The organism is Okeania sp. SIO2B3, assembly GCF_010672525.1.
In the GTDB taxonomy this organism is placed as follows: Bacteria; Cyanobacteriota; Cyanobacteriia; order Cyanobacteriales; family Microcoleaceae; genus Okeania.
In genome coordinates this window covers 366092-388177 of record NZ_JAAHGH010000004.1, presented here as the reverse complement: position 1 = coordinate 388177, position 22086 = coordinate 366092, and the positions used below count along the sequence as shown (strand labels likewise).

General features: G+C 36.0%; 14 protein-coding genes and 1 pseudogene. 7 read left to right on the top strand and 8 right to left on the bottom strand.

The genetic code is table 11. The annotated features are described in order from the left end of the window. Positions 1 to 309: 309 nt before the first annotated feature. Positions 310 to 1419 carry a glutamate 5-kinase gene (gene proB / locus F6K15_RS05670; protein WP_293058142.1) on the bottom strand — a complete coding sequence of 370 codons (1110 nt, stop codon included), beginning with the start codon at positions 1417 to 1419 and terminating at the stop codon, positions 310 to 312. Positions 1420 to 2555: 1136 nt separating this feature from the next. On the opposite strand from proB, the gene F6K15_RS05665 reads away from it, so the two are divergent. Continuing rightward, the gene (locus tag F6K15_RS05665; protein ID WP_293058140.1) at positions 2556 to 3626 is read left to right on the top strand and encodes a Gfo/Idh/MocA family protein; all 1071 of its coding nucleotides are present in this window, start codon (positions 2556 to 2558) and stop codon (positions 3624 to 3626) included. Between the two features lie 556 nt (positions 3627 to 4182). Here the strand turns inward: F6K15_RS05665 and F6K15_RS05660 are convergent. The 4 genes from F6K15_RS05660 to F6K15_RS05645 all read right to left on the bottom strand — a co-directional run bounded on the left by F6K15_RS05660 (position 4183) and on the right by F6K15_RS05645 (position 5800). Next, entirely contained in the window at positions 4183 to 4539 is a 357-nt protein-coding gene (locus F6K15_RS05660; RefSeq protein WP_293058138.1) for a phenylpyruvate tautomerase MIF-related protein, read from the bottom strand. Positions 4540 to 4652: 113 nt separating this feature from the next. After that, the gene (locus F6K15_RS05655) at positions 4653 to 4841 is read right to left on the bottom strand and encodes a hypothetical protein (protein WP_293058136.1); all 189 of its coding nucleotides are present in this window, start codon (positions 4839 to 4841) and stop codon (positions 4653 to 4655) included. Positions 4842 to 4846: 5 nt separating this feature from the next. Beyond that, positions 4847 to 5293 carry a hypothetical protein gene (locus F6K15_RS05650; RefSeq protein ID WP_293058134.1) on the bottom strand — a complete coding sequence of 149 codons (447 nt, stop codon included), beginning with the start codon at positions 5291 to 5293 and terminating at the stop codon, positions 4847 to 4849. A 27-nt stretch (positions 5294 to 5320) separates the two neighbouring features. Next, positions 5321 to 5800 carry a flavin reductase family protein gene (locus tag F6K15_RS05645; protein ID WP_293058131.1) on the bottom strand — a complete coding sequence of 160 codons (480 nt, stop codon included), beginning with the start codon at positions 5798 to 5800 and terminating at the stop codon, positions 5321 to 5323. A 284-nt stretch (positions 5801 to 6084) separates the two neighbouring features. Between F6K15_RS05645 and F6K15_RS05640 the strand changes: the two genes are divergently transcribed. From F6K15_RS05640 to F6K15_RS05630, 3 genes are all read left to right on the top strand, one after another. Continuing rightward, complete coding sequence (locus tag F6K15_RS05640; protein ID WP_293058128.1) at positions 6085 to 7878, top strand: ABC transporter substrate-binding protein; 1794 nt, start codon at positions 6085 to 6087, stop codon at positions 7876 to 7878. Positions 7879 to 8926: 1048 nt separating this feature from the next. Beyond that, entirely contained in the window at positions 8927 to 9058 is a 132-nt protein-coding gene (locus F6K15_RS05635; protein WP_293058125.1) for a hypothetical protein, read from the top strand. Positions 9059 to 9344: 286 nt separating this feature from the next. Further along, positions 9345 to 9716: a hypothetical protein gene (locus F6K15_RS05630; RefSeq protein WP_293058122.1), complete on the top strand. Its 372-nt coding sequence runs from the start codon at positions 9345 to 9347 to the stop codon at positions 9714 to 9716. 1278 nt (positions 9717 to 10994) lie between these two features. Here F6K15_RS05630 and hetR read toward each other — a convergent pair. Continuing rightward, a complete protein-coding gene (gene hetR / locus F6K15_RS05625; protein ID WP_293058231.1) occupies positions 10995 to 11894 on the bottom strand; it encodes a heterocyst differentiation master regulator HetR in 900 nt (299 codons plus the stop codon). A 565-nt stretch (positions 11895 to 12459) separates the two neighbouring features. After that, positions 12460 to 12699 (bottom strand): hypothetical protein, encoded by a 240-nt coding sequence (locus F6K15_RS05620; RefSeq protein WP_293058120.1) that lies wholly within the window; start codon positions 12697 to 12699, stop codon positions 12460 to 12462. 439 nt (positions 12700 to 13138) lie between these two features. Between F6K15_RS05620 and cysC the strand changes: the two are divergent. The 3 genes and pseudogenes from cysC to F6K15_RS05605 all read left to right on the top strand — a co-directional run. Then, a pseudogene (cysC, locus tag F6K15_RS05615) lies at positions 13139 to 13684 on the top strand (adenylyl-sulfate kinase); the annotation flags it as partial. 22 nt (positions 13685 to 13706) lie between these two features. Then, the gene (locus F6K15_RS05610) at positions 13707 to 15362 is read left to right on the top strand and encodes a polysaccharide biosynthesis/export family protein (protein WP_293058117.1); all 1656 of its coding nucleotides are present in this window, start codon (positions 13707 to 13709) and stop codon (positions 15360 to 15362) included. Positions 15363 to 16933: 1571 nt separating this feature from the next. Continuing rightward, a complete protein-coding gene (locus F6K15_RS05605) occupies positions 16934 to 19345 on the top strand; it encodes a polysaccharide biosynthesis tyrosine autokinase (protein ID WP_293058114.1) in 2412 nt (803 codons plus the stop codon). Positions 19346 to 20371: 1026 nt separating this feature from the next. On the opposite strand, the gene F6K15_RS05600 is transcribed toward F6K15_RS05605, so the two are convergent. Then, positions 20372 to 21382 carry a DnaJ C-terminal domain-containing protein gene (locus F6K15_RS05600; RefSeq protein WP_293058112.1) on the bottom strand — a complete coding sequence of 337 codons (1011 nt, stop codon included), beginning with the start codon at positions 21380 to 21382 and terminating at the stop codon, positions 20372 to 20374. Positions 21383 to 22086: the final 704 nt, after the last annotated feature.

The following is a 22086-nucleotide window of genomic DNA, read 5'->3' as shown; positions in this document are numbered from 1 at the left end:
AACCCATAGGATTGACTCAAAGGAAAATTTTTTCTTTTTTCTCCTTTAAAGGAGAGGATTTTTACCTTAATTATTCGGTAAGAGGGAAGAGGGAAGATGTGGGGAGAAATCATACAAAAAATTCAAAACTCCTTCAGATGATTTTTCCTCAAAATTGATGTACGAAAAGACTTGACTACCATAATTATATAACTATCAAATGGGTTCTATAGTCCATAAGGCTTCCAGTTAGTAGTCAGCTCCGATGAGCAAAGCCAAAAAATTCTACGGACTCAGTCCTCCTGAGGACTGACTTCCAGTCAAAGGCTATTAACATTTAACTACAAGGTTATCCCTATGTACTACTGTGTCAGATCCTGTATAGCCCAAAATATCAGGTATATCTTCTGAACGACAACCCAGAATTTGTTGCAACTCAGTATTGCTGTAGTTCACAAGTCCTCTAGCTATTTCCCCACCTTCTTCATTGCATAGTTTTACAGCATCCGATGGATAAAACTCTCCTTCTACTTGAGTAATACCAGCAGCTAGTAGAGATTTACCAGATTCAGAAATTGCTTTAACTGCACCCATGTCCAGATACAGCTTGCCCGCAGGTACTAAAATATTGGCAATCCAATGTTTGCGGGCATTTACTGGTTGTGGTTGAGGTTCAAACTGAGTCCCAATAGATTCTCCATTCAGGATTTTTTGTATATTCTCCGGAATTTGGCCATCAGTAATAACGGTTCGCACTCCTGCTGCTGTGGCAATTTTGGCAGCTTCAATTTTCGTAATCATTCCACCTGTTCCCCGTCCACTAACAGAATCTCCAGTTTCAACTTGAAATTCTTCGAGTTGTTCCATTCGTTCTACTAAGGTAATAGGTAAAGCATCTGGATTATTTCTAGGGTCGGCAGAATATAACTTGTCAACGTCGGTTAATATAAATAACCAATCAGCTTCTACTAGACCAGCAACTAAAGCTGATAGAGTATCGTTGTCCCCAAATTTCAGTTCTTCCACAGCAGTAGTGTCATTTTCATTCACAATTGGGACTACATCCATTCGTAACAATTGTTGAAATGTATTGTAAGCATTGACATAGCTACTACGTCGTGAAAGCTCGCTCCTAGTAAGTAATATTTGGGCCATTGTTTGTCGTAAAGATGTAAACAAGTCTTCGTAAACTCGCATTAGTCTTCCTTGACCCACTGCTGCTACTGCTTGCTTCATGGCAATATTACGAGGTTTTTCAGTTAGTCCTAGGCGATCGCAACCTACACCAACTGCTCCAGAAGAAACCAAAACTACTCGATGTCCCTGAGAACGTAGATTGGTAATAGTCTCGATCAAGCTAGCAATTGTGGATAAGGCCAAATTTCCAGATTCAGAACGAGTCAGACTGGAAGTGCCTATTTTAATTACTATTGTTGTCATCGAAAAATATTGAATTAATTTTTGATTGCTTCGACTCTTAGAAATTACCTCAAAATTAGAAAACACCAAACCCTTAATAAACAAGAGATTGGCGTTTTCAGAATTTTATATTTAAGGCCTTTATATTTGCTGGCCTCAATTTAATTTTTATTGATGTTAATTATTTCATAGAGTTTTAGTAAATTCGGAAAATCGTAATATTTTCTTTAGATTTGAGTATAATTTATAGGTATAGTGATAGTTATACTGATGAAATATTAAATTTTAGATTTTCAGGAACAAAGGAGCTGAGAGGAAGTATTTTTCAAGCTTTTCCTGTATTGCCTCTACTACACTCCAGACTCGTAACTCAAAAAATGATAACTGAAATGACCTTTCCTTCCACTGCCATATAAGATAAATTTGCAAAGACTGAACAACAAAACCTATATAAATCGTGATTTAGCTGCTGCAAAAGTAATTAGGGTTTGCGCTCAAAAGTCTTTTAGTAGGGGTAGGAGACAGGAGACAGGAGGCAGGAGCAGGAGAAACGGGGAATGAGCGAGGAGGTAGGATTCAACAATTAATAATTAATAATTACCTCTCCTTGAAAACGGAATTGATTGCCTAATTAATGAAAAATTTTTCTTGTTTCTCCTTGTAGAGCGACAGCTCGTGGCGCAGCCAAGGAGAGGATTTTTACCTTAATTATTCGGTAACAATTGTCAATTTGGGATTTTTCTGCCCAACTATGAGCCTAAAATACACTCCTTTTTGAGCTTGAAGAGCTGAAAACCAGGCACTTTTTAAAGGCCCCAAAAAGGCACTTGTCTTTATATGTCAATGCTTTTAGATTTAATCAGCAAGCCCTAATTAGAAAAAGAGGATTAATGGCCATGGGGCACACGGTTAAAGAAAAGCACACCGCCTGCACTGAGGTTTCCTCAGCAGACGGAGCAAGAAAGCTTGTGGAGATGGTAGTAACGGGGGTGCAACTCAACTTGTTTTGATTTGTTGCCTAGTTAAGAATCGCGGTTAGCGCAGTTTCGCGTTAGCAAAACAAGAATTACCCGTTATAATCTCGGATTTAACGGGCGAGTGTCAATACCTTACTCTAATTAGGTGTGGTGGAGGAGAATCTAGGAGTGCTAAATAGAATGTCTAAAGTATATTCATCCGTTTTTACTAAACATGGTCAACCAGAATCTCTTCGTGTAGGAGTTATTGGGGTTGGTAATATGGGACAGCATCATACCCGCGTCCTAAATTTGCTCAAAGATACAGAATTAGTTGGTGTAGCAGATATTAATGTTGAAAGAGGACTCGACACTGCTAGTAAATATCAAGTTCGTTTTTTTGAGGATTATAAAGACCTTTTACCTCATGTTGATGCTGTATGTGTAGCAGTTCCAACTCTTCAGCATTACGCTGTAGGAATGACTTGCTTAGAAGCAGGAGTCCATGTCTTAATGGAAAAACCTATTGCTGGTAGTATTGCCGAGGCCGAATTTTTGGTAAATACTGCTGCTGAAGCTAATCGAATTTTACAAGTGGGTCACATAGAAAGGTTTAATCCTGCTTTTCAAGAACTTAGTAAAGTCCTCAAAACTGAAGATTTATTGGCCTTAGAAGCTCATCGGATGAGTCCTTATTCTCATCGAGCTAATGATGTGTCTGTAGTTTTGGACTTAATGATCCATGATATTGACTTGTTACTAGATTTAGTTGCTTCTCCAGTTGTGAAATTAACTGCTAGTGGAAGTAGTGTTTCTAGTTCTGGAAATTTAGATTATGTAACAGCTACTCTTGGTTTTGCCAATGGTATTGTGGCGACTTTAACTGCTAGTAAGGTGACACATAAAAAATTACGTTCTATTGTTGCTCACTGTAAAAATTCTTTGACAGAGGCAGATTTTCTAAACAATGAAATTCTGATTCACCGTCAAACAACAGCAGATTATGTGACTGATTATGGTCAGGTTCTTTATCGTCAGGATGGTTTAATTGAAAAGGTTTATACTAGCAATATTGAACCTCTTCATGCAGAGTTAGAGCATTTTATTCATTGTGTGGGTGGAGGAAATCAACCTTCAGTTGGAGGGGAACAAGCTCTTAAGGCATTGCGGTTAGCTAGTTTAATTGAGAAAATTGCTTTTGATGGTTTAGATTGGAATTTAAAAGATTCAGAGTGTGATTTGTTGAATACTTCTATGTTAAAAGTAGGTTAAAGTATTTCTATAAATTCCTTTATAGCAGGGAATAGGGGATAGAGAAAAGTGGAAAAAATATTTACTTCTCTAAGAGGATATCTGAAAAGTTTTTTGATACTGAATTTTGCCCCCCGAGCAAGCCAACTTTGGGGGGAACACGAGTTAATATTTTGCCCCCCTAGCCACCCAACTTTGGGGGGAACACGAGTTAATTTGCTTCTAAAAGTCACCCAAAATTGGGGGATGCGCGGGGGCTTGGATGTAGCACATGGAACTTATCAGACAACCTCTAAAGTTTATTATCAGCATAAGTCTTAAACAACCCATTCTTTGCTATAGGAATTATTCAATATAAGTATTATTTCTTTAATTAATTACTCCGCCTTGTTGATTAATCTAGGCGGAGTTTCATCTCAGAAGGAAGAAGGAAGAAGTGCCTGGCACGGGAGCAAGATGCTCCCACTTTTCTAGTAACAAAATCTGATTCCTTTTTCAAGAGCAATTAAGTTAATAGCTGATGGCTGATAGCTGACAGCTGTTTGCGCAGCAGTCCGTAGGAAATGCTTAGGAAAATTCAACCAAATGTGGAACTATTCCAGCCCCACATCGAACCTTTAGCGTCAGAAAATTCTATATAAATTCGATTTTTTGGTACGCCTAAAACCTGATTAATTTGTTGACAAAAATCTTGACTTATCCCTTTTGTTTGCTGAGGGTTCATATTACCAATACTCTTAATTTCCATATAGCAGACAGGTTCATCACTACTACCAGCAAAAGTCATGGGAATATCTGATTCAAAAGTAGTCATTACATAAGATTCTGGTTTACCAAAATGCTTCGCCATACCAGAGGAAAGGTTTTTTAAGAGGCTGTCAATTTTATCTTTTTCTGGTTTAGAAACAGAAGTTTGAACTTTAATTAATGGCATGATTTGATTAATAGTTAACTATAAGTATTAAATGCGATCGCCTTCCTTTAGAATACCAATAATTTTACATTCGATATAACCAGGGGTATCAGAAGTAATTAGGCAACCAATTTCTATTGCTGTTCTTTACTAAGGCAATTGGGAATTATTATAGACTGTTTAGGATGACACCTGCCTAGAGATGGATCTGTTAGAATACCAAAAACTTCACTAACATCTCTTTTTCCACCCTCTAGTTCTTCACCTGTTACGGGTGCTACTATAAAAGCTATTCTTTTCGGATAATCAGACTCATTAACCATTAGTATTATTTTTCTAATATTCTAATTTCAATATTTTCAGTAACATCTGGTGGACATGAACCAATTATGGAAGTAACTCTCTCTGCTTCTTCTCGACTTGTATTGTCGAGAGTGCATAATAGTACATTTGTATCTGAATAAATATGAAAAATATATTTTGGGTTTTCAGACTTCCAATATTGAGCTGCACCAATAATTGTTTGAAGAGTAGTTAAAGCTATAACTATAGCAGTTGTCCGCCTACTTTTTACTCCCTGCTGAAACTCTTCTTTCTCTTGTATGACAGAAACACCACATTCTTCTTCAATTAAATTTGCAAGTTCAATCAATTCATTGGAGGTCTCCAAGGTTACCTCGTCCTCAAACAGAAGAGCCACCAGAAGTTGATGAACTAATTCAACTAAGTTTCTGGCCTTATGCTCCCCAGCAGTAGTTTTAAGATAAGTAAACACAAAAAAGCTAATTGCTACATATAACAATTAACCACCATAATTCCAACCTGTACTTTCTAACAATAGAGGGTCTCCCTCACGATGTACACCTGCAGCAATTACTTCTCCTACATATACAGTATGGTCGCCTTCTTCCACAGCACCAACAACTTTACATTCCACATAACCAAGAGTATCTGAAATAATTGGACATCCAGTTTCTCCCAGATAAAATTCTATATCCTCAAATTTATTTCCCACACGACGTTGAGGTTTGAAAAATTGTTGAGCTAAATCTTTTTGTTCTGCTGCTAAAAAGCTCAGAGAAAATACCCCACTAGCCTTAATCATGGCATGGGATTTAGAATCTTTGTTTACACAATTAACAATTAGGGGAGGCTTAAAAGATGCTTGCATTACCCAACTGGCCGTAAAACCATTAACTTCCTCACCATCTTTAACACCACAGATGTATAATCCGTGAGGAATCTTACGCAATATTGTTTTCTTCGCCTGTTCGTCTAACAAAGTTTTACCTAATATTATTAATGAAGTTTACATTTTATATTTTAACAAAACTTAACCCATTGTAGTTAAATCTCAAAATTTACAGGACTTACGCAAATTCTTAGACAATACGCTATCAGTAGGGGGCGTTTTGCTGTCGCATAACTCCGTTAACGCTCCGCGACATATAAAGCGGAGCTTTGCGGAACGCAAATGCCATTCGCCCCTACATCGAAAAATATAGAGCACATTTTGTGATGTGATTATCAATTTTGCTCGCGAAGTTAAAAAAAATTAATATTTTAATGATGTTTTCCCTAGACAATTTTTTCAAGAAACTAACTCATCAAAAGATTTGGCGTTTCATAGCAGTAGCATCAATAATTGCCACCTTAGCGATCGCTTGCAACAACACCCAAACCACTAGAAACTCAGAAACACCAACCATCCCGGAACCAGGTACCCTCGTTTGGGGACGCTACAGTGACTCCGACACCCTCGACCCCCACAAATCAACATCACCATTATCTAGAGAAATAATCGATCAAATCTACGACACACTTTTGGCCTTCGATCACCAAGGTAAAATCCAGGCAAACCTAGCCAAAGAATGGTCTGTCAGCAATAATGGCCAAGAATATACCTTTAAACTCAACGAAAATATAAAATGCCATGACGGCACAACTTTTGGTGCTAAAGCGGTCAAATTTACCATTGACAGAGCGATCGACCCTGAGACAGAAAACTACACTAAAGAAAGTTGGGGACCAATAGAAACTGTTGAAGTTGTGGACGACCTCACAGTTACAGTCAAAATGTCTGAAGCTTTTAGCCCCTTTCTTCGCTTTCTCGCCGATCCTTACTCCAGCATGATATGTCCTTCTGCCATTCAAACCTATAACAACAAATTTGGCATAGAAGGAGCAATAGGTACAGGTCCATTCAAATTTACTGAGTGGACTCAAGGGGAACAACTTGTACTAGAGGCTAACCCAGACTACAAAAATTATGGGCGACCAGTAGAAAATTCTGGTACTCCCTACATCAAAAAATTGATAATTAAAACTATGCCAGAAAGGGAAGCGAGTTTAGCAGCACTGGAGTCTGGAGAAATTCATTTAACTGAACCCCCATTAGAAGAAATTTCTGCTTTCGAGGAAGACTCAAAATTCAAGCTTCATACTGCTGAGAATACTGGTCAAATAGTATTTTTAGAGTTCGTTACTTCCCGACCTCCCTTTGACGATGAAAAAGCAAGACAAGCAGTAACTTATGCAATAGACCCCGAAAAAGCAACTGAGGAAGTATTTGCAGGTTTAGTCAAACCTTCCGAATGCGCGATCGCAGATGTGATGTTTCCTAGTGATGAAAAACTTTGCTCCGAGTTTAGTATTAAACCAGACCCAGAAGAAGCAAAAACTTTATTAGAGGAACTTGGTTATAGTGAGGATCAACCATTAGAAATAACTCTTTTAACTTGGAAAGGAGGAAACCGTCAAAAAGTAATAGAAAATTTTCAAACTCAACTAGAAGAAGTAGGAATTAAAACTAAGTTAGAAACAATGGATATTGGCACTCTTAATGCCAGAATACAACAGGAAAATAGTCAAACAGAAGGTGATGGTGTTATTGATATGATGGGGTGGTCTTGGTATGACCCAGATTTTCTTTATACATTGTGGCATTCTCCTGGTTGGATGGGAGGTTATCACAGTGATGAACTGGATACATTACTAACAGAAATGCGAACTACAAATAAGTTAGAAGAACGAGAAGAAAAAGTCATAGAAGTTCAGAAATATTTGTTGGAAAATGCAGTGATGATGCCACTTTATAGTCCTGGTTGGATGTGGAGTTATGTTAGTAGTTCAGAGGTGGAAGGTTTTAAGATAGGTGCTTTTAATCGACCTCTATTTAATGATGTAAAATTGTCTAATACTATAGAAGAAAAAGAAGCAGTTGAGTCTCCTGCAAGTTCTGAAAAAGAAGAAGTAGAACAACCAGTTACTACAGAAGAAGGTCAACAGGATGGAGAGTCTATTTCTTCACCAAAAAATGAGCAAGAAGTAGAAGTTTCTCCCTCACCTGAAAATGAGTAATTAAGTCTTGAAGAAGGAAGAAGGAAGAAGGAAGAAGGAAGAAGGAAGAAGGAAGAAGGAAGAAGGGAGAAGAAAAAGTGGATGGGGATAGTCTTTTATAAACCACTTCCTGTCTACAAACCTCAACTAATTGTCAACACCGTCTAAACGGGGATATTATACAATTTATCAAAAATTTTTCTACATTTTATTGAGTAGGAGCGAACGACCGTTCGCCCCTAAATATCTTGGTAAGCATTCAGCCGTCAGCTATCAGCTATCAGCTTTACTACCTTGAGTTGGCAACTCAAGCTTGTTTTTCCTATGCTTCAATTCTCTGATAAAAAATATAGTAGAAGTTAAACTAATACTTGCTTCATCTATTAAAAAGCTGATAGCTAACTGCTAATAGCTGAATGCTTACATATCTTGAACACTGAATAGCACAGATGCTATCGGATTGTAAGCATTCAGCAGTCAGCTATCAGCTAGCCTCCTATGGTCGGAACTGCGTTATCAGCTTTATTAATTTTAGTGGACAATTTAAGCTTGCTGTTCTTGTGCTTCAATTCTTTGTTTAAAATGTCGTACGAAGTTAAGCAAATGCTTGCTTTATTTATTAAAAAACTGAGAGCTGACCGCTAATAGCTGTTTGCGCAGCATTCCGCAGGAAATGCTTATATCGGATTTGATATTAAACTCAAAAGAAAAAGTACAAAATAATATCAAATAATTAGGGCTTGCTGAATAAATAGAAAAAGCTGATCAACTAAAGATTTGAGCCATTATCTGTGTGAAAAAAGTGCCAGTTTTTTGCTCTCGTGAGCTGGAAAAAACAAGGATGAGGAGAAGATAAAACGGGAAGTTTTGATAAATAATTGTTCCAATTAGATTCTCTCAATCTACGATTTCTACTGACTACTGACTACTTACTACTATAAACAGCAATAATACTTTTTCAGCAAACCCTAATTATATGCCAATTAATACGGGAAAATAATCTTTAAAATCTACCCTTTTAGCTATGCAAATTAATTAATTATCTGGTTTATAAAATGGAGGCAAAATTTTGCTTTATTTACAATTAGATGAAGGGAACCAAGAAATAATTAAAAAGTATGCTTCTGCATTGACTACCATAGGTGTAGATTTTTTGAATTCAGAAGTAGAAGAAGCAATTTACCGAATAATTAAGTTTTAAAGCCTCTCCTTTTAAGGAGAAAAAAGCGGTCGTTTTGCTACGCAACATGTAAAGCGTAGCTTCCCGTAGGGTGGGATGGCGTTTGCTACCGCAAAGCTTTCCGTTCCGGAATGCTACCGCAAACGCTAACAGCGGATCGGCTCTGATAAGAGCGGGTCCCCTCGTCATATCTAATCGACCAAGAGAAGAAAAATTTTTCCTTTTAGTCAATCCTCTTCTTTTCAAGGAGAGGTAATTGTTAATTATTAATTATTAATTATTAATTGTTGAATACTCTTCTCAAGATTTGGAAGATGCTTTAAGGACTACTATCTCTTATTGGCATTGGAAAAAAAGTAATGGAGAAGATTTTGATGCACCAAATAATTTTTTAATTAAAGCACTTAAAGAAAATTGGCATCCTTACAAATGGGATGATAAATGGATGGAAAATCAAATGTTTAAAAGTGAAGGAATGAAGTCGTGGGATGAAGCTGAAGTTCACTGGGGAAAAGATCAGCGGAATTATCTAGTAGTTGATATTCAAGAAACGATTATAGGAACAAGAGCGACAATAATTTTTAGGAGCGGAAAAAGTATTGATTTGCGGAAAGTTAGCAGGATGACTTGGGAAGAGTTATTAGAATACGCTGAAGGAGGCTATAGAAAATTGTGCTAAATAATAAAAATTTATCTGAATAATTTTACAGTGAAGTTATTTGAGAAGTTTGCTAATTACCATGACCGAATAATTAATAATTAATAATTAATAATTCTGGTTTAAAGCCTCCTCTTTTAAGGGGAAAAAAGCGGTCGAGGGATGGCGAGGTCTCGGAGCTGGCCGACCATCGACCAAGAGAAGAAATCAGATTTCCTAAGCATCTTTAAGCTCTGAGAGGATATTTGGTTCAACGCCACTTAAAAGCCTCAATCCCCGTTTCTCCGTGTCTCCGCGTCCCCGTGTCTATCGAGAATGAAACAGCCTTGCCCTCTACCGGAGGGGTTAGGGGTGGGTTGTCTCCTGCCTCCTGCCTTCTGTCTCCTGTATTCTGTCTCCTGTCTCCCACTTGCTAAAAAGACTTTTTCAGCAAACCCTATTTAAACTTGTCCATGTCTTGGATAAGTAGCTACAAATACTTAAATAATTAAAAATTATCAAAAGTTAAATTAAATATTAGTTATTTAAAATCAAATTAGCAAAATTAGTTCAACATCCCTTTTTTGGGTGTAATTTAGGGCGAAAAAAGATGCGATCGCACCTATATTTCCTGCCACTCTAGAAAAAGCTGAAAATATTGATAGATAAACAATATAGCCTTGATTGCTCAAAAGTAAAATTTAGTGTATTTTGGAATTAAGAATTTGGCTATGCCTAGAAGCTTAATAAAATGATTTGACCGTAATATAATTTCTGTTTTGCCGATCTAGTTCCATTCAATGCAAAGATCAAATGCTGGAATATCCCAAGATTTTTTCCCACTCTCATTGTTCATTCTTCCTTTCTCCCAAGTACTATAACTCTAAGCGCAACTCAGAAGTCAGGACTCAGAAGGCGCAAGTAATCCCTGGCTGAGTTTTTCCTGTTCAAATGCTTTCCTACGGGATGCTACGCAAATGCAAAGAGGATCGATCAATGTCAGCGCCCTATTTACGTAGTATTATAACTACTGAATTATACGATAAATAATTATCCTGATAGCTATATAACACCTAATTCTGTGCCACTTCACATAAAATTGGTATAACACCCAACACCTACCACCTACCACCTACCACCTACCACCTACCACCTAAAACCTATATTCTGTAAAGCCTCACATAAAATTGGTATAAAGTTGTTTAATTAAGTTTGCTAATTACAAATTACAAATTACCCACCTGCACTTGAAAACTCAATTAAATCAGGAGTTAGAAGTTATTCTAGCTCCTCAATGAGGGAAGTTTACAAGTAATTAGACTAATCATCCTTGGGGCCAAAAACCATCTGTACTATCATTTGTTTTCCGTCTGGTTGATGATAGCGATCAGCCCAATGTCTAATGATTTCGTCTAACTCTTCTTTAGCTTGTTCATAGCGATCTGGAGAAATATCAAACTCCTCCAAAATACGCATTACCTTGTTGTTTTGTTCTGCCCAATCTCTCATCAGACGGAAATAACGAGCTGTCTCTTCGACCATTATATAAGTGCGTTCCTCCTCATCTTCTGGGGAATAAGAAGAGCGAGTGAGGGCATAAAAAGGCATTCCCCAAGGAGAATCTATCTTAGTTACCGTACCAGAATAAATCAAGCGACGTTTAATATGTTCTGCTAAAGCTTCACTCAGAGGCATTCGGCGTTCTAGTGGTAAATCTTCTTGAGACCGCCTGTGTAAAAACTCAATTAACTCCATAAACTGAAAAGAATTAATCAATTTGGCATCAGGCATATTTGGAGGAAGTTTTCTTTCAGTATATCGCTTTTCCTCAGTAGTAAGATTGTTACCAGGAACCCTTGATTGTCCAGGAGTCCAAGGATATTGTTCGAGCCACACATAGGGAAACTGAATCAAATAGCGAGGTTTTTGAGACCCCAACATTTTTAGTAGTTTGCCTTCATTGAGTGCTTTTTCTACTTCTTGCACGATCACTTTAACCCGTTTCGGCTCTATGTGATGCAAGTGTCCTGTCATGCGAAGATTTTCACCTTGTTCAACATAGGTCATATAAATCGCACATTTAGCCGCAGTTGCAGCTGCATCCAAGAAAGCTCCATGACGATGCCCGCTCGTCCTCATGGCACTAAACGCTAAATATAACATAATCTGATCCATAGCACTGGGGCTAAGGCTATTAATCAGATCGGTATCATTTTTCAGATCGGTATCATTTTTCATTACAATCCCCAAAATAACAAAAACTTAAGAGGCATATTATTATCCTCCATTAAAAATATGCTGACCATGATGATACTTCAATCATAGAAAGCCAGCCAAATATAACTCTTATACCAAGCAAGTATATGTCTTTGAGACTTTTTGTATTTGGCGTAAGAGCAGGCACGCAAATTAAGCGTGCGAATAGATTGTTATCTTAGTAGATTTTTACACCCTGTGTACTTTTGACTGACAGACATATTTATATCAATATAACATAAAAAAGTACCATTGAACCCACTTATAGCAGTAGTATCAATGGTTATTAAAGTTAATAACGCATTTAGATTTTATGTTCTCTGTTATAACTTAAGGGTCTAAAGTTATATAGTTTAAATCCCCAACAGCTTACTATGATATTGAATAATAAAATTCTCTCGTTAATTAACAAGAGAATTGTTGACAATTTTTCGATAGTTAATATTATCAAACCAAAGCCTCAAGTAACTTTAACAAAGCTCTAATTAAGAATTAAAACTTAATACAGCAAGAGACATTTTGATCGGCTTTAGCGTCCACTACCACGATGAGGACATTTTTCACTATCAGTTCCAGAAGTACAAATTGTGTTAACAAAAGCTCGTATGCTTCTCTTTCTGACATGATCTTTATGAGTTTTAGTTCGAGCAGATCCTCTATAAAATATAGAAGAAAATGCTACTTCATTTTCAATGATTAAAGCTTTGCTACTAGGAGCATTACCTAGTAATAATAAAAAAGAAAAAATAATCGCTGTATAACTTTGCATAGGTAAAATCCGTGTGAGAGTGTCTATTCTCTGATACGGACCTTGAAGAGAAAATCAGGACAGTTAGCCAATAAATTATGAATTTAATTTGATTTTATACCTATTTTTAGCACTGAAAAATTCACCAATAATTGTGGCAAATAAGTAATACTAGAGCTGTAAAAAGGGGGGTTTGTAAAAGATGTTAAAGTGGGTAGACGAATAGAAGCGGATTTAAAATTAAGACCTAAATAAATTCTACAGATTATGAAAGAACAAAAACAACGCTTCAACTACCTACCCATTATTATCCGGTTTAGATCACCTTGATCAGTAAATAAAACTATGAAAAGGTTGGTGGCCTAAAAATTTATTTGTTTTTGTCAAAAAATTTAGTTACATGAGTATTGCTTAAGTACTAATTCACAAATTCCGGTAAAATGTAAAATTAGTCAAAACTCACAAAAATCAAGTTAAAATGGAAAAAGGTTTTATTCTTTGGTTTACAGGCTTAAGTGGAGCTGGGAAAACAACTATCAGTAAGGTTGTGGCAGAAAAATTAATGGAAAGAGGTCGTAAAGTAGAGATATTGGATGGAGATATAGTTAGAGAAAATCTATCAAAAGGGTTGACTTTTAGCAAAGAAGACCGAGATATAAATGTCCGGAGAATTGGATTTGTAGCTCATCTCCTCAGTCGTAACGGAGTAGTGGCAATTACTGCAGCAATAAGTCCCTACAAAGAAATACGCAATCAAATTAGGGAAATGGATGAAAATTTTATAGAAGTTTATATAAATGCACCTTTAGCAGTATGTGAAACACGGGATGTAAAAGGATTATATGCCAAAGCTAGGGCAGGAGAAATTAAAAATTTTACTGGTATTGACGACCCTTACGAGGCACCAGAAAATCCAGAAATTATTTGTTGCACAGATAAAGAAACATTAGAAGAAAGCGTAGCTCATATAATTAGTAGTTTAGAAAAATCAGGTCATTTGGCGTAGAAAAATAGGGAGGGATCAGGCAATGAGGCAAAATAAATCTAGAGATGGGAAAGGTGACATTTTACTGATGACATCTTTATCCAAAAATCTAAGCTGTGGAATAATAGTTTTATTATGCAGTTGCTGGAGATTGGCATATTCTGCACAAGCTCAACCCCTCTCTCAAAAATTTCAGAAAGCACCAGCAAATTCAACTTTACCAAAACTAACAGAACCTTGGCCTGAAGGTACGGAACCAAAACCACCACTGCTGCCTCCAGCACCAGAACCAATATCTATTCCTGAACCAGAAACTCCTTTACCATACTCAACAGCATATACACTCGGCGGCGGCGATCGCGTTCAAATAGATATCTTCAATATGCCAGAATATAGTGGGGAAAATGGCCAACACCAAGTACAAATTGATGGGACTCTTAATTTGCCATTGGTAGGTAATGTCTTGGTTGAGGGAAAGACTTTAGATGAAGCAAAGGAATTAATTCAAGAAAAATACGGGGAATATCTACAAATATCTATAGTTAATCTCAATCTCTTAGCAGCACGGCCATTAAAAATAGCGATCGCTGGAGAGGTCCAACATCCAGGTTCATATACTATTTCTCCTATTGTTGATGGAGGGGAGGATGTTCAAGGTGGGACTCAATTACCTACAGTGACTAAAGCGTTACAGGTTGCAGGTGGAGTGACAACTTCAGCAGATGTTAGGCAAATCAAAATTCGTCGTACCCAACTCAATGCTCCAGAGCAAGTCATTAGTATTAATTTATGGGAACTACTGAAAGAGGGTAATTTGCGCCAAGATATTCCTCTGCGGGATGGGGATACTTTATTTGTCCCTAGTATTACTGAAGTTAATCCGGTAGAGTCTGCTCAATTAGTAAATGCTAATTTTGCTGGTACTAATACTCAACCTCTCAATATTGCTGTGGTGGGAGAGGTGGCACGACCTGGTCCATATATACTGGAAACAGGTATTGACCAGAGTCAACTTTCAGCTACAGAGGAAAATTTAGATTCTACGGAAGCAGATAATAATGTTTCATCTGCTCAAAATACTAAGCTGCATACTGTTACTAAGGCAATTAAGATGGCAGGGGGTATTACTCCATCTGCGGATATTCGACAAATTAGGGTGCGGCGACTAACTCGTGCTGGTACGGAACAAATTATTAAAGTAGACCTTTGGCAACTTCTGCAAAATGGAGATTTAAACCAGGACTTAGTTTTAGAGTCAGGAGATACAATTTATGTGCCAGTAGCAGATGAAGTTAATTTGGATGAATTAGCGGAAGTTACCGCATCAAGTTTTTCTCCTGGCAATCTAAAAATTAATTTGATTGGAGAAGTTGTTAGCCCTGGACTAATTTCTATGGTTCCGAATAGTACGCTTAATCAAGCTTTATTAGCAGCAGGGGGTTTTAACCAGGGAAGAGCTGAAACTGAAGAAGTGGAGCTTATTCGTCTCAACCCAAACGGTACTGTTACTCGTCGTCAGGTACAAGTAGATTTTTCTGCGGAAGTTAATGAGGAAACTAATCCTACTTTACTTAATAATGATGTGATTTTAGTTGGTCGCTCTGGTAGGGCGGCTTTGACTGATAATGTTAGGGGTGTTTTAGCTCCTTTCAGTCCTATTAATAGAATTTTAGGGGTATTTTTAGATATTTTTGATTAGGAAGGAAGAAGGAAGAAGGAAGAAGGAAGAGGGAAGTAAGGAAGAAGGGAAAATATTGCGTTTGATATATCAGTAGCTCCATACATATATAGTAGGAAACAGGCAATAGTGGGAAAAACTTTTCCTCATACAAATATTTGTTCAAAGCTTTATATAATTTTAGAGATGTTTATTAAGCTGTTAAAAATTTGTTAAACATTTAAGTTATATATCTCAATTTTGGGAAAGCCAACAGGCAAAATATAGTATAAAACTAAACTTGGTCTTAGCTGAGAATTAAAATTATTGAATAAAGATATGTAGCAGTTCTAGGTCTGCTATGAAATATTATTAAATTTATCTTGCTTGAGTCACAGTAATAACTTGATTTTTGGGGTTGCACGCTATGGAATGATATTGCCAAAAATTAGTTAGACTTTGACTAAAAAAACCATTAATTAGGGTTTGTTGAAAAAGTATTGTGAGTGAGGAGAGGAGTCAGGAGGAACGGGGAATTATAGAGGAGATAGTAGGAAGAATCATCAGAGTGATTTTTCTGCCCAACTCTTGACCAAAATCCTAAATTTTTGAACCATTACCACCTAAAATCTAGCACTTTTTGATACTTAAAAAGGCACTTACCTTTATCTGTAAAGACTTTTAGATTTAATCAGCAGAGCAATAATTAATCATTCTAGCAATTGATTAATCCAAAATCAAATTCAATCAAAAATCTAAAATCATTCGTCACTGTACAAGATCTTATTTTTAACTTTTAAATTTATAAATATGAAACTTGAAAAAAATTCCCCAACAGAGAATATAAAATTAAGATGCGTCTTAGTTTAGAATTAAAATTATTGAATGAAGATACAGGGTGTTTCATATCAGTGATGTGTATCTGTGGCGGACAATATGCCTGCAATACAAAAATTCGTGCGTTGTCAAAAAAGAAGATAATTGAGAGAATGATAAATTATAGAACCCATTTGCTATCTTCATAAATACTAAGTTTTTTTAGCTAGGAGACAGGAGACAGGAGACAGGAGACAGGAGGTAATACCATTTCTCAAAAGTTTTGCTACATCTCCTAGGGAGTAGGGAGTAAGGAGTGGGGAGTAGGTAGTAGGGTTCAAAGGTATAAGATATTTTGTATTAATGCCGATAATTCTCTACATTCATTACTGAATCATTATTATTACTTAATAACTGAAGTTCATCGGAAGTATAGTATTATTTTTGGGAATTGGTATAAAAGAGAAGAGGAAATATGTGGGGAGAAATAATACAAAAAATTCAACACTCCTTCAGATGATTTTTCCTCAAAATTGATGCGCAAAAATACTTGACTACCATAATTATATATATCTCAAATGGGTTCTATAAAATTTGATCGAGGAAAAAGCCAATTTCGCTATAATTCATCTTTTCATCTGACAATGCAAAAATTCGAGCGTTAATGTTTTTACCTCATATACCACCGAATCTGCTCTATATATATATAATAGTTGCAGGTCTGCCATGGATATTTTTAAAATTATCTTGCTTGAGTCACAGTAATAACTTTATTTTTAACTTGGAAATTTATAGATATGGAACCAGAAAAAAACTCTCAATTATCTTTATATAATAATCACGGTAAACTCTTAGACCGGAGGAAAAATTTTAATCAGAATCAATATATCTATGAAGCTGAATTTCATCAATTAGAGGAAAAATTATCTCAAAAAGAAAATAAGATTTGGAACTTAGTATGTCATCGTTTTTTCTTGATTTTCAGTGTAGCAACTACCACAACAACAGCGGCATATTTCTGGACTTTAAATCAGATTCCTATATATCAGGGAACATTTAAAATATTAGTTGAACCAGTTACAATTACCAATTCAGTAAACTATCAATTAGGCACAGAAACACAAAAATTAACTACAAACAATCGAGAAAATTGGGAACAACAAGCAGCCAAAATAATTTATGGTACAGGAGAAGAGGGAATTACTTCATACCCCAACCAAAATATTCAACAAAATCAAGAATTAGATAAGTATGGCTTAGATTATCAATCTCAAATTCAAGTATTAAAAAGTCCGCAATTTATGCAGCCAATAATTGCGGAGATACAAAAAGAATATCCGGAAGTAAATTATAATTTTTTGTTTAAAAAACCAGAGAGAAAATTTTTTAGTCAAGAGAAACTAAAAATTGAAAGATTAGACAATACAAAAATTATAGAAGTTAGCTATCGAGATTCGGATGCAAAAAAAATTCAGTTTGTATTAGATAAACTAGCAGCAGCTTACACTGAATATGGTCAAAATGACCAGAAAACTAATACGGATAAAGGATTGGATTTTATTGAAGAACAAATTTCAAAAAATCAACAAAAAACCAAAGAACTACGACAGAAATTACAACAACTACAGCAGGAATATATATTTATTAATCCAGAACTTAAAAGTCAAGAATTAGCAGCAGAAAGTAATCAAATTCAATCACAAAAACTAGAGAATAAAATATTACTAGACCAACAGCGATCGCTTTATGCCATGCTACAGAGTCAGTTGGGAATTAATCCTGAAGAAGCTTTGATTGCTTCAGCTTTAAGTCAAGCAGCAAGATATCAATCATTACTAAATCAATTACAGGAAGTAGAAACAACAATTGCTCTAGAATCAGCTCGTTTTAAAGAAAAAGCACCTCAAATTCAAGCTTTATATCAACAACGAACAAAATTACTACCTTTATTAAATCAAGAAGCAGAAAAAGTTATTGGCAGAGATATAGAAGAAGTAAGTAAAAAGGCTTTGGCTTTTCAGGACTCAGTTCGCTTAGAGTTAATTCATAAAATGATTTTGGCAGCTAATCAAATTGAAGTTCTGGAAGTAAGGAGTAAAGTATTAGATGAAGCAGAGGCAAAATTAAATGAATATATTGCCAAAATGCCAGAAGTAGTAGGGAGTTATCAAGAAATTCAGCAAGAATTAAAAAATTCAAATAATATACTCAAAGATTTGTTAGAAAAACAACAGCAATTACAGATAGAAGTAGTATTTGAAAAAGTACAACCTTGGGAATTAATTGCACCACCAGAATTGCTGAAAACTCAAAATGGTCAGTTAGTAAAAATCTCTCCAAATATGATATTAAATCTTGCCCTGGGAGGAGTAACAGGATTAGTATTAGGAATATTATTAGCTAAATTGGGAGAAGGATTTCAACAAGACGTTTTTAAAACACCAAAAGAAGTCAAAAAATCTATTGGTTTGCCATTTTTAGGAATAATTCCTATACATGAACAAAGAAATTGGATGAACGATGAACTAAAAGAAAATAACAGTTCATCCTTAGTATTATATCCCTCAGCTTTTCAAGAAGCTTTCCGTACTTTAAATGCTAATATTCGTCTCCTAAATATAGAAAATCCCATTCATTCTTTTGTAATTAGTTCCGCAACACCAGGGGATGGTAAATCCACAGTAGCAGGTCATTTGGCCAGGGCAGCTGCCGCTATGGGTCAACGAGTTCTATTAATAGATGCCGACCTACGTTGTCCACAGATTCATAATATGATGGGACTTTCTAACCAACAAGGTTTGAGTAGTATAATTGCCGATGGTGTGCCAATAGAAACAGCAATTCAGCGATCGCCCGTGGATGAAAATCTGTTTGTTTTAACATCTGGCCCTATTCCGCCAGACCCAACGAAAATTTTATCCTCACCGCAGATGCACCAATTAATTCAAGATGCAGCTACAACTTTTGACTTAGTTATTTGTGACACAGCACCATTATTAGGTCGAGCAGATGCTAGTTTATTATCAGCTTGTACTAATGGATTAATGTTAGTAGTGGGATTAGGTAAAACAGAGCGAGAAGCTTTAAGTTTAGCTCTAGATGATTTGAGTATGGCAGGAGTACCGATGTTGGGAATAGTTGGTAATGGCGATCGAGCTGATTCTTATTATCAGAAATATTATGATTATGATTATATTCAGCTACGTTAATAAGAAATGAAGTAGTTTTATTGACTATCTCAAAAATACTAGGATTTACTTTTTTAATAGTTTCAGGATTTACGCAGAAAATCTACATATAGCTAGGGCAAATGGTATCCGCCCTTACAGGTGGTGGTTTAAAAGTCAATTTGCGTAAGTCCTGAGTTTATTTGTAGAAAAAATTATCTTGATATTTTGTAGAAGATAACGATTGATAAGGAATAAATTTATAGATATGAAAGGTGAAAAAAAATCCAAATATTTTGGGACTTCTGCCGAAATATATGATTTTATTGTTAGTTATTTAAGCAGATATTATTAAGAAAATCAAGCTAATTATTGAGGGATAGAAAAGTGAGTAATTAACCTAGATAATGGTATTGCGTAGTTGAATAGTAGAACACAATTTATCAAACAAATTGTTCAGTTTAGTATGAAAAAAAATCAAAGATTAGCTTACCGAAAAATTGTGGTTTAAAGCCTCCCCTTTTAAGGGGATAATAAAGAAAAATTTTCATTATTAGTCAATCCTCTTCTTTTCAAGCAGAGGTAATTATTCATTATTCATTATTCATTATTAATTGTTGAAAGCAGTTTTCATTTCAGTGATTCAGCAACGTCCACAGTTTTTACCGAATAATTAATAATTAATAATTAAATAATTAGCGCCTTGAAGCCTCCCCTTTTAAAAGGGAAAAAAAGCGGTCGAGGGATGGCGAGGTCCCCTCGCCATATCCATGAGACCAAGACAGCGGTCGTTTGCTTCGCAACGCTGACGCGAAACGCGACAGCGGAACGGAGTTCTCTCTTCGCAGCTTCCCCGTTGGGTGGGATGGCGCAATTCGGAGCGGCTCTGATAAGAGCGGGTCTCGGAGCCATATCCATGAGACCAAGAGAAGAAATAGTATTTACTTATATTCAATCAAGAGCGGTTTTAACCAGAGGTAATTATCAATTATCCATTATCCATTATCAATTATCCATTAATGAACACTCCCCATCTCCCCATCTCCCCATCTCCGAAGTGAACTTAAACTACAACGATATACTTTGCAAATGACTACGAGGGTTGAAAGTACGATTAGCTTTAATTTTTTCGTAGCACTCTTTTTCTATACCACTAATATCTTTAGGGACAGCAATAGTAACCCGTACTAACTGGTCAGTACGTCCCCCTGACTTAGCCTTTGGCCATCCCTTACCTCGTAACCGTAAAGACTGACCGGAACGAATACCCGCAGGAATATTAACATTAACCATACCATCAGGAGTTGGCACCTCAATAGATGTACCCAATACAGCTTCATCAGGAGTTATTAGTACCTCACAAAGCAAGTTATCTCCGTCAAACTGGAAAAAAGAATGAGACTGAATTTCTACCTTCAGATACAAATCTCCTCTTTTCTTAGTGTATGGATCTAATTGACCTCTACCTTTAACTCGAATTTTACTTCCTGGTTTAACCCCTGGAGGAATAGAAACTTCTCCACTACCCACACGTTTCTGTGTTCCTCGGAAAGCTTCGGAAAAAGTAAGAGTAATATCAGCTTCTAAATTCAGAGAAGCTCCTGACTGACGATTTTCAAAATTAGAAAAACCATCAAATCCATTATTAAATCCCCCTGGCCAACCTGTATTAGTCTTGTAGGTATAAGTTTGTCGTCCACCAGGATTACTACCTGGAGTTCCACCACGCCCTAATAAGGTATTGATAAAATCCTCAAAACTGGCATACTGACTAAAATCGAAACCTCCAAAATCTACAGTAGTACCACCAGTACCTCCAGGCCATCCGCCACTTGTGGAACCTACTTGATTCCAGTATTGACCAAATTGGTCATATTTTTTGCGTTTTTCTGGATCTGATAAAACTTCATAAGCTTCATTAACTTCTTTAAAACGAGCTTCTGCTTTCTTGTCACCCGGGTTCATATCTGGGTGATACTTCCTCGCTAATTTACGATAAGCTTTTTTTATTTCTTCGGCAGTAGCGCTTTTAGTTAAACCTAAGATTGAATAATAGTCTTTAAAATCAGTTGTAGCCATTTATCTATCTCCCCATTTTAATATTTTTCAGATCAATGTGAATGTAATATATGATTGCTTAATGATTAATTATAAGAAAACTATCAATAACAAATGTCAAGCGTTAACAGTCAAAAGTAATATACATATAGATACAGCAAATTTCATCTTGGTGAGGCACAACCATAGCGCGCAAGATACCCCTATTGCGGGCAAGATGCCCACATTGTATAAATTCCCTGGTTAACATCTGTACTTCATATACTTGGAATCTTCTGTATATCTGGTTTCAAGTGTTTTTTTGATTTTTCAGATGCAATATTCATAAATTCAGATAAGATCGTTATACTTTCTCCAGTAGAAGTTAGTTTCAACCTATATCCAGGTTGGCAACATTTTTTATAAAAAAACTACTGCCACATATTAATAACTAATCAATCAGGCTGAATTTTAATGTTTGACTTTACTTACTTCAAGTTATCAAGATTTAACATTGATTTAAGTTCGGTTTTTCCTGAAAGAGCAATAGCAATTTCCGTACTTTATTTTAGAGTTTATCTATAGGCACTCAGCTATATAGCAATCCTATTTTATTTGTGTATAAAAATCTTACTGTTTTCAGGGAACAGGTCATTTCAGTTATCAGTTATCAGTTATCAGTTATCAGTTATCAGTTATCAGTATCTCTGCAATAAGGAGGCTTGAAATATAGAATATCCTCTTTT

Coding starts and splice junctions, on each gene's coding strand:
- proB (WP_293058142.1), bottom strand. CDS start 1,419: ATGACAACAATAGTAATTAAAATAGGCACTTCCAGTCTGACTCGTTCT.
- F6K15_RS05665 (WP_293058140.1), top strand. CDS start 2,556: ATGTCTAAAGTATATTCATCCGTTTTTACTAAACATGGTCAACCAGAA.
- F6K15_RS05660 (WP_293058138.1), bottom strand. CDS start 4,539: ATGCCATTAATTAAAGTTCAAACTTCTGTTTCTAAACCAGAAAAAGAT.
- F6K15_RS05655 (WP_293058136.1), bottom strand. CDS start 4,841: ATGGTTAATGAGTCTGATTATCCGAAAAGAATAGCTTTTATAGTAGCA.
- F6K15_RS05640 (WP_293058128.1), top strand. CDS start 6,085: ATGATGTTTTCCCTAGACAATTTTTTCAAGAAACTAACTCATCAAAAG.
- F6K15_RS05620 (WP_293058120.1), bottom strand. CDS start 12,699: ATGCAAAGTTATACAGCGATTATTTTTTCTTTTTTATTATTACTAGGT.
- F6K15_RS05610 (WP_293058117.1), top strand. CDS start 13,707: ATGAGGCAAAATAAATCTAGAGATGGGAAAGGTGACATTTTACTGATG.
- F6K15_RS05605 (WP_293058114.1), top strand. CDS start 16,934: ATGGAACCAGAAAAAAACTCTCAATTATCTTTATATAATAATCACGGT.
- F6K15_RS05600 (WP_293058112.1), bottom strand. CDS start 21,382: ATGGCTACAACTGATTTTAAAGACTATTATTCAATCTTAGGTTTAACT.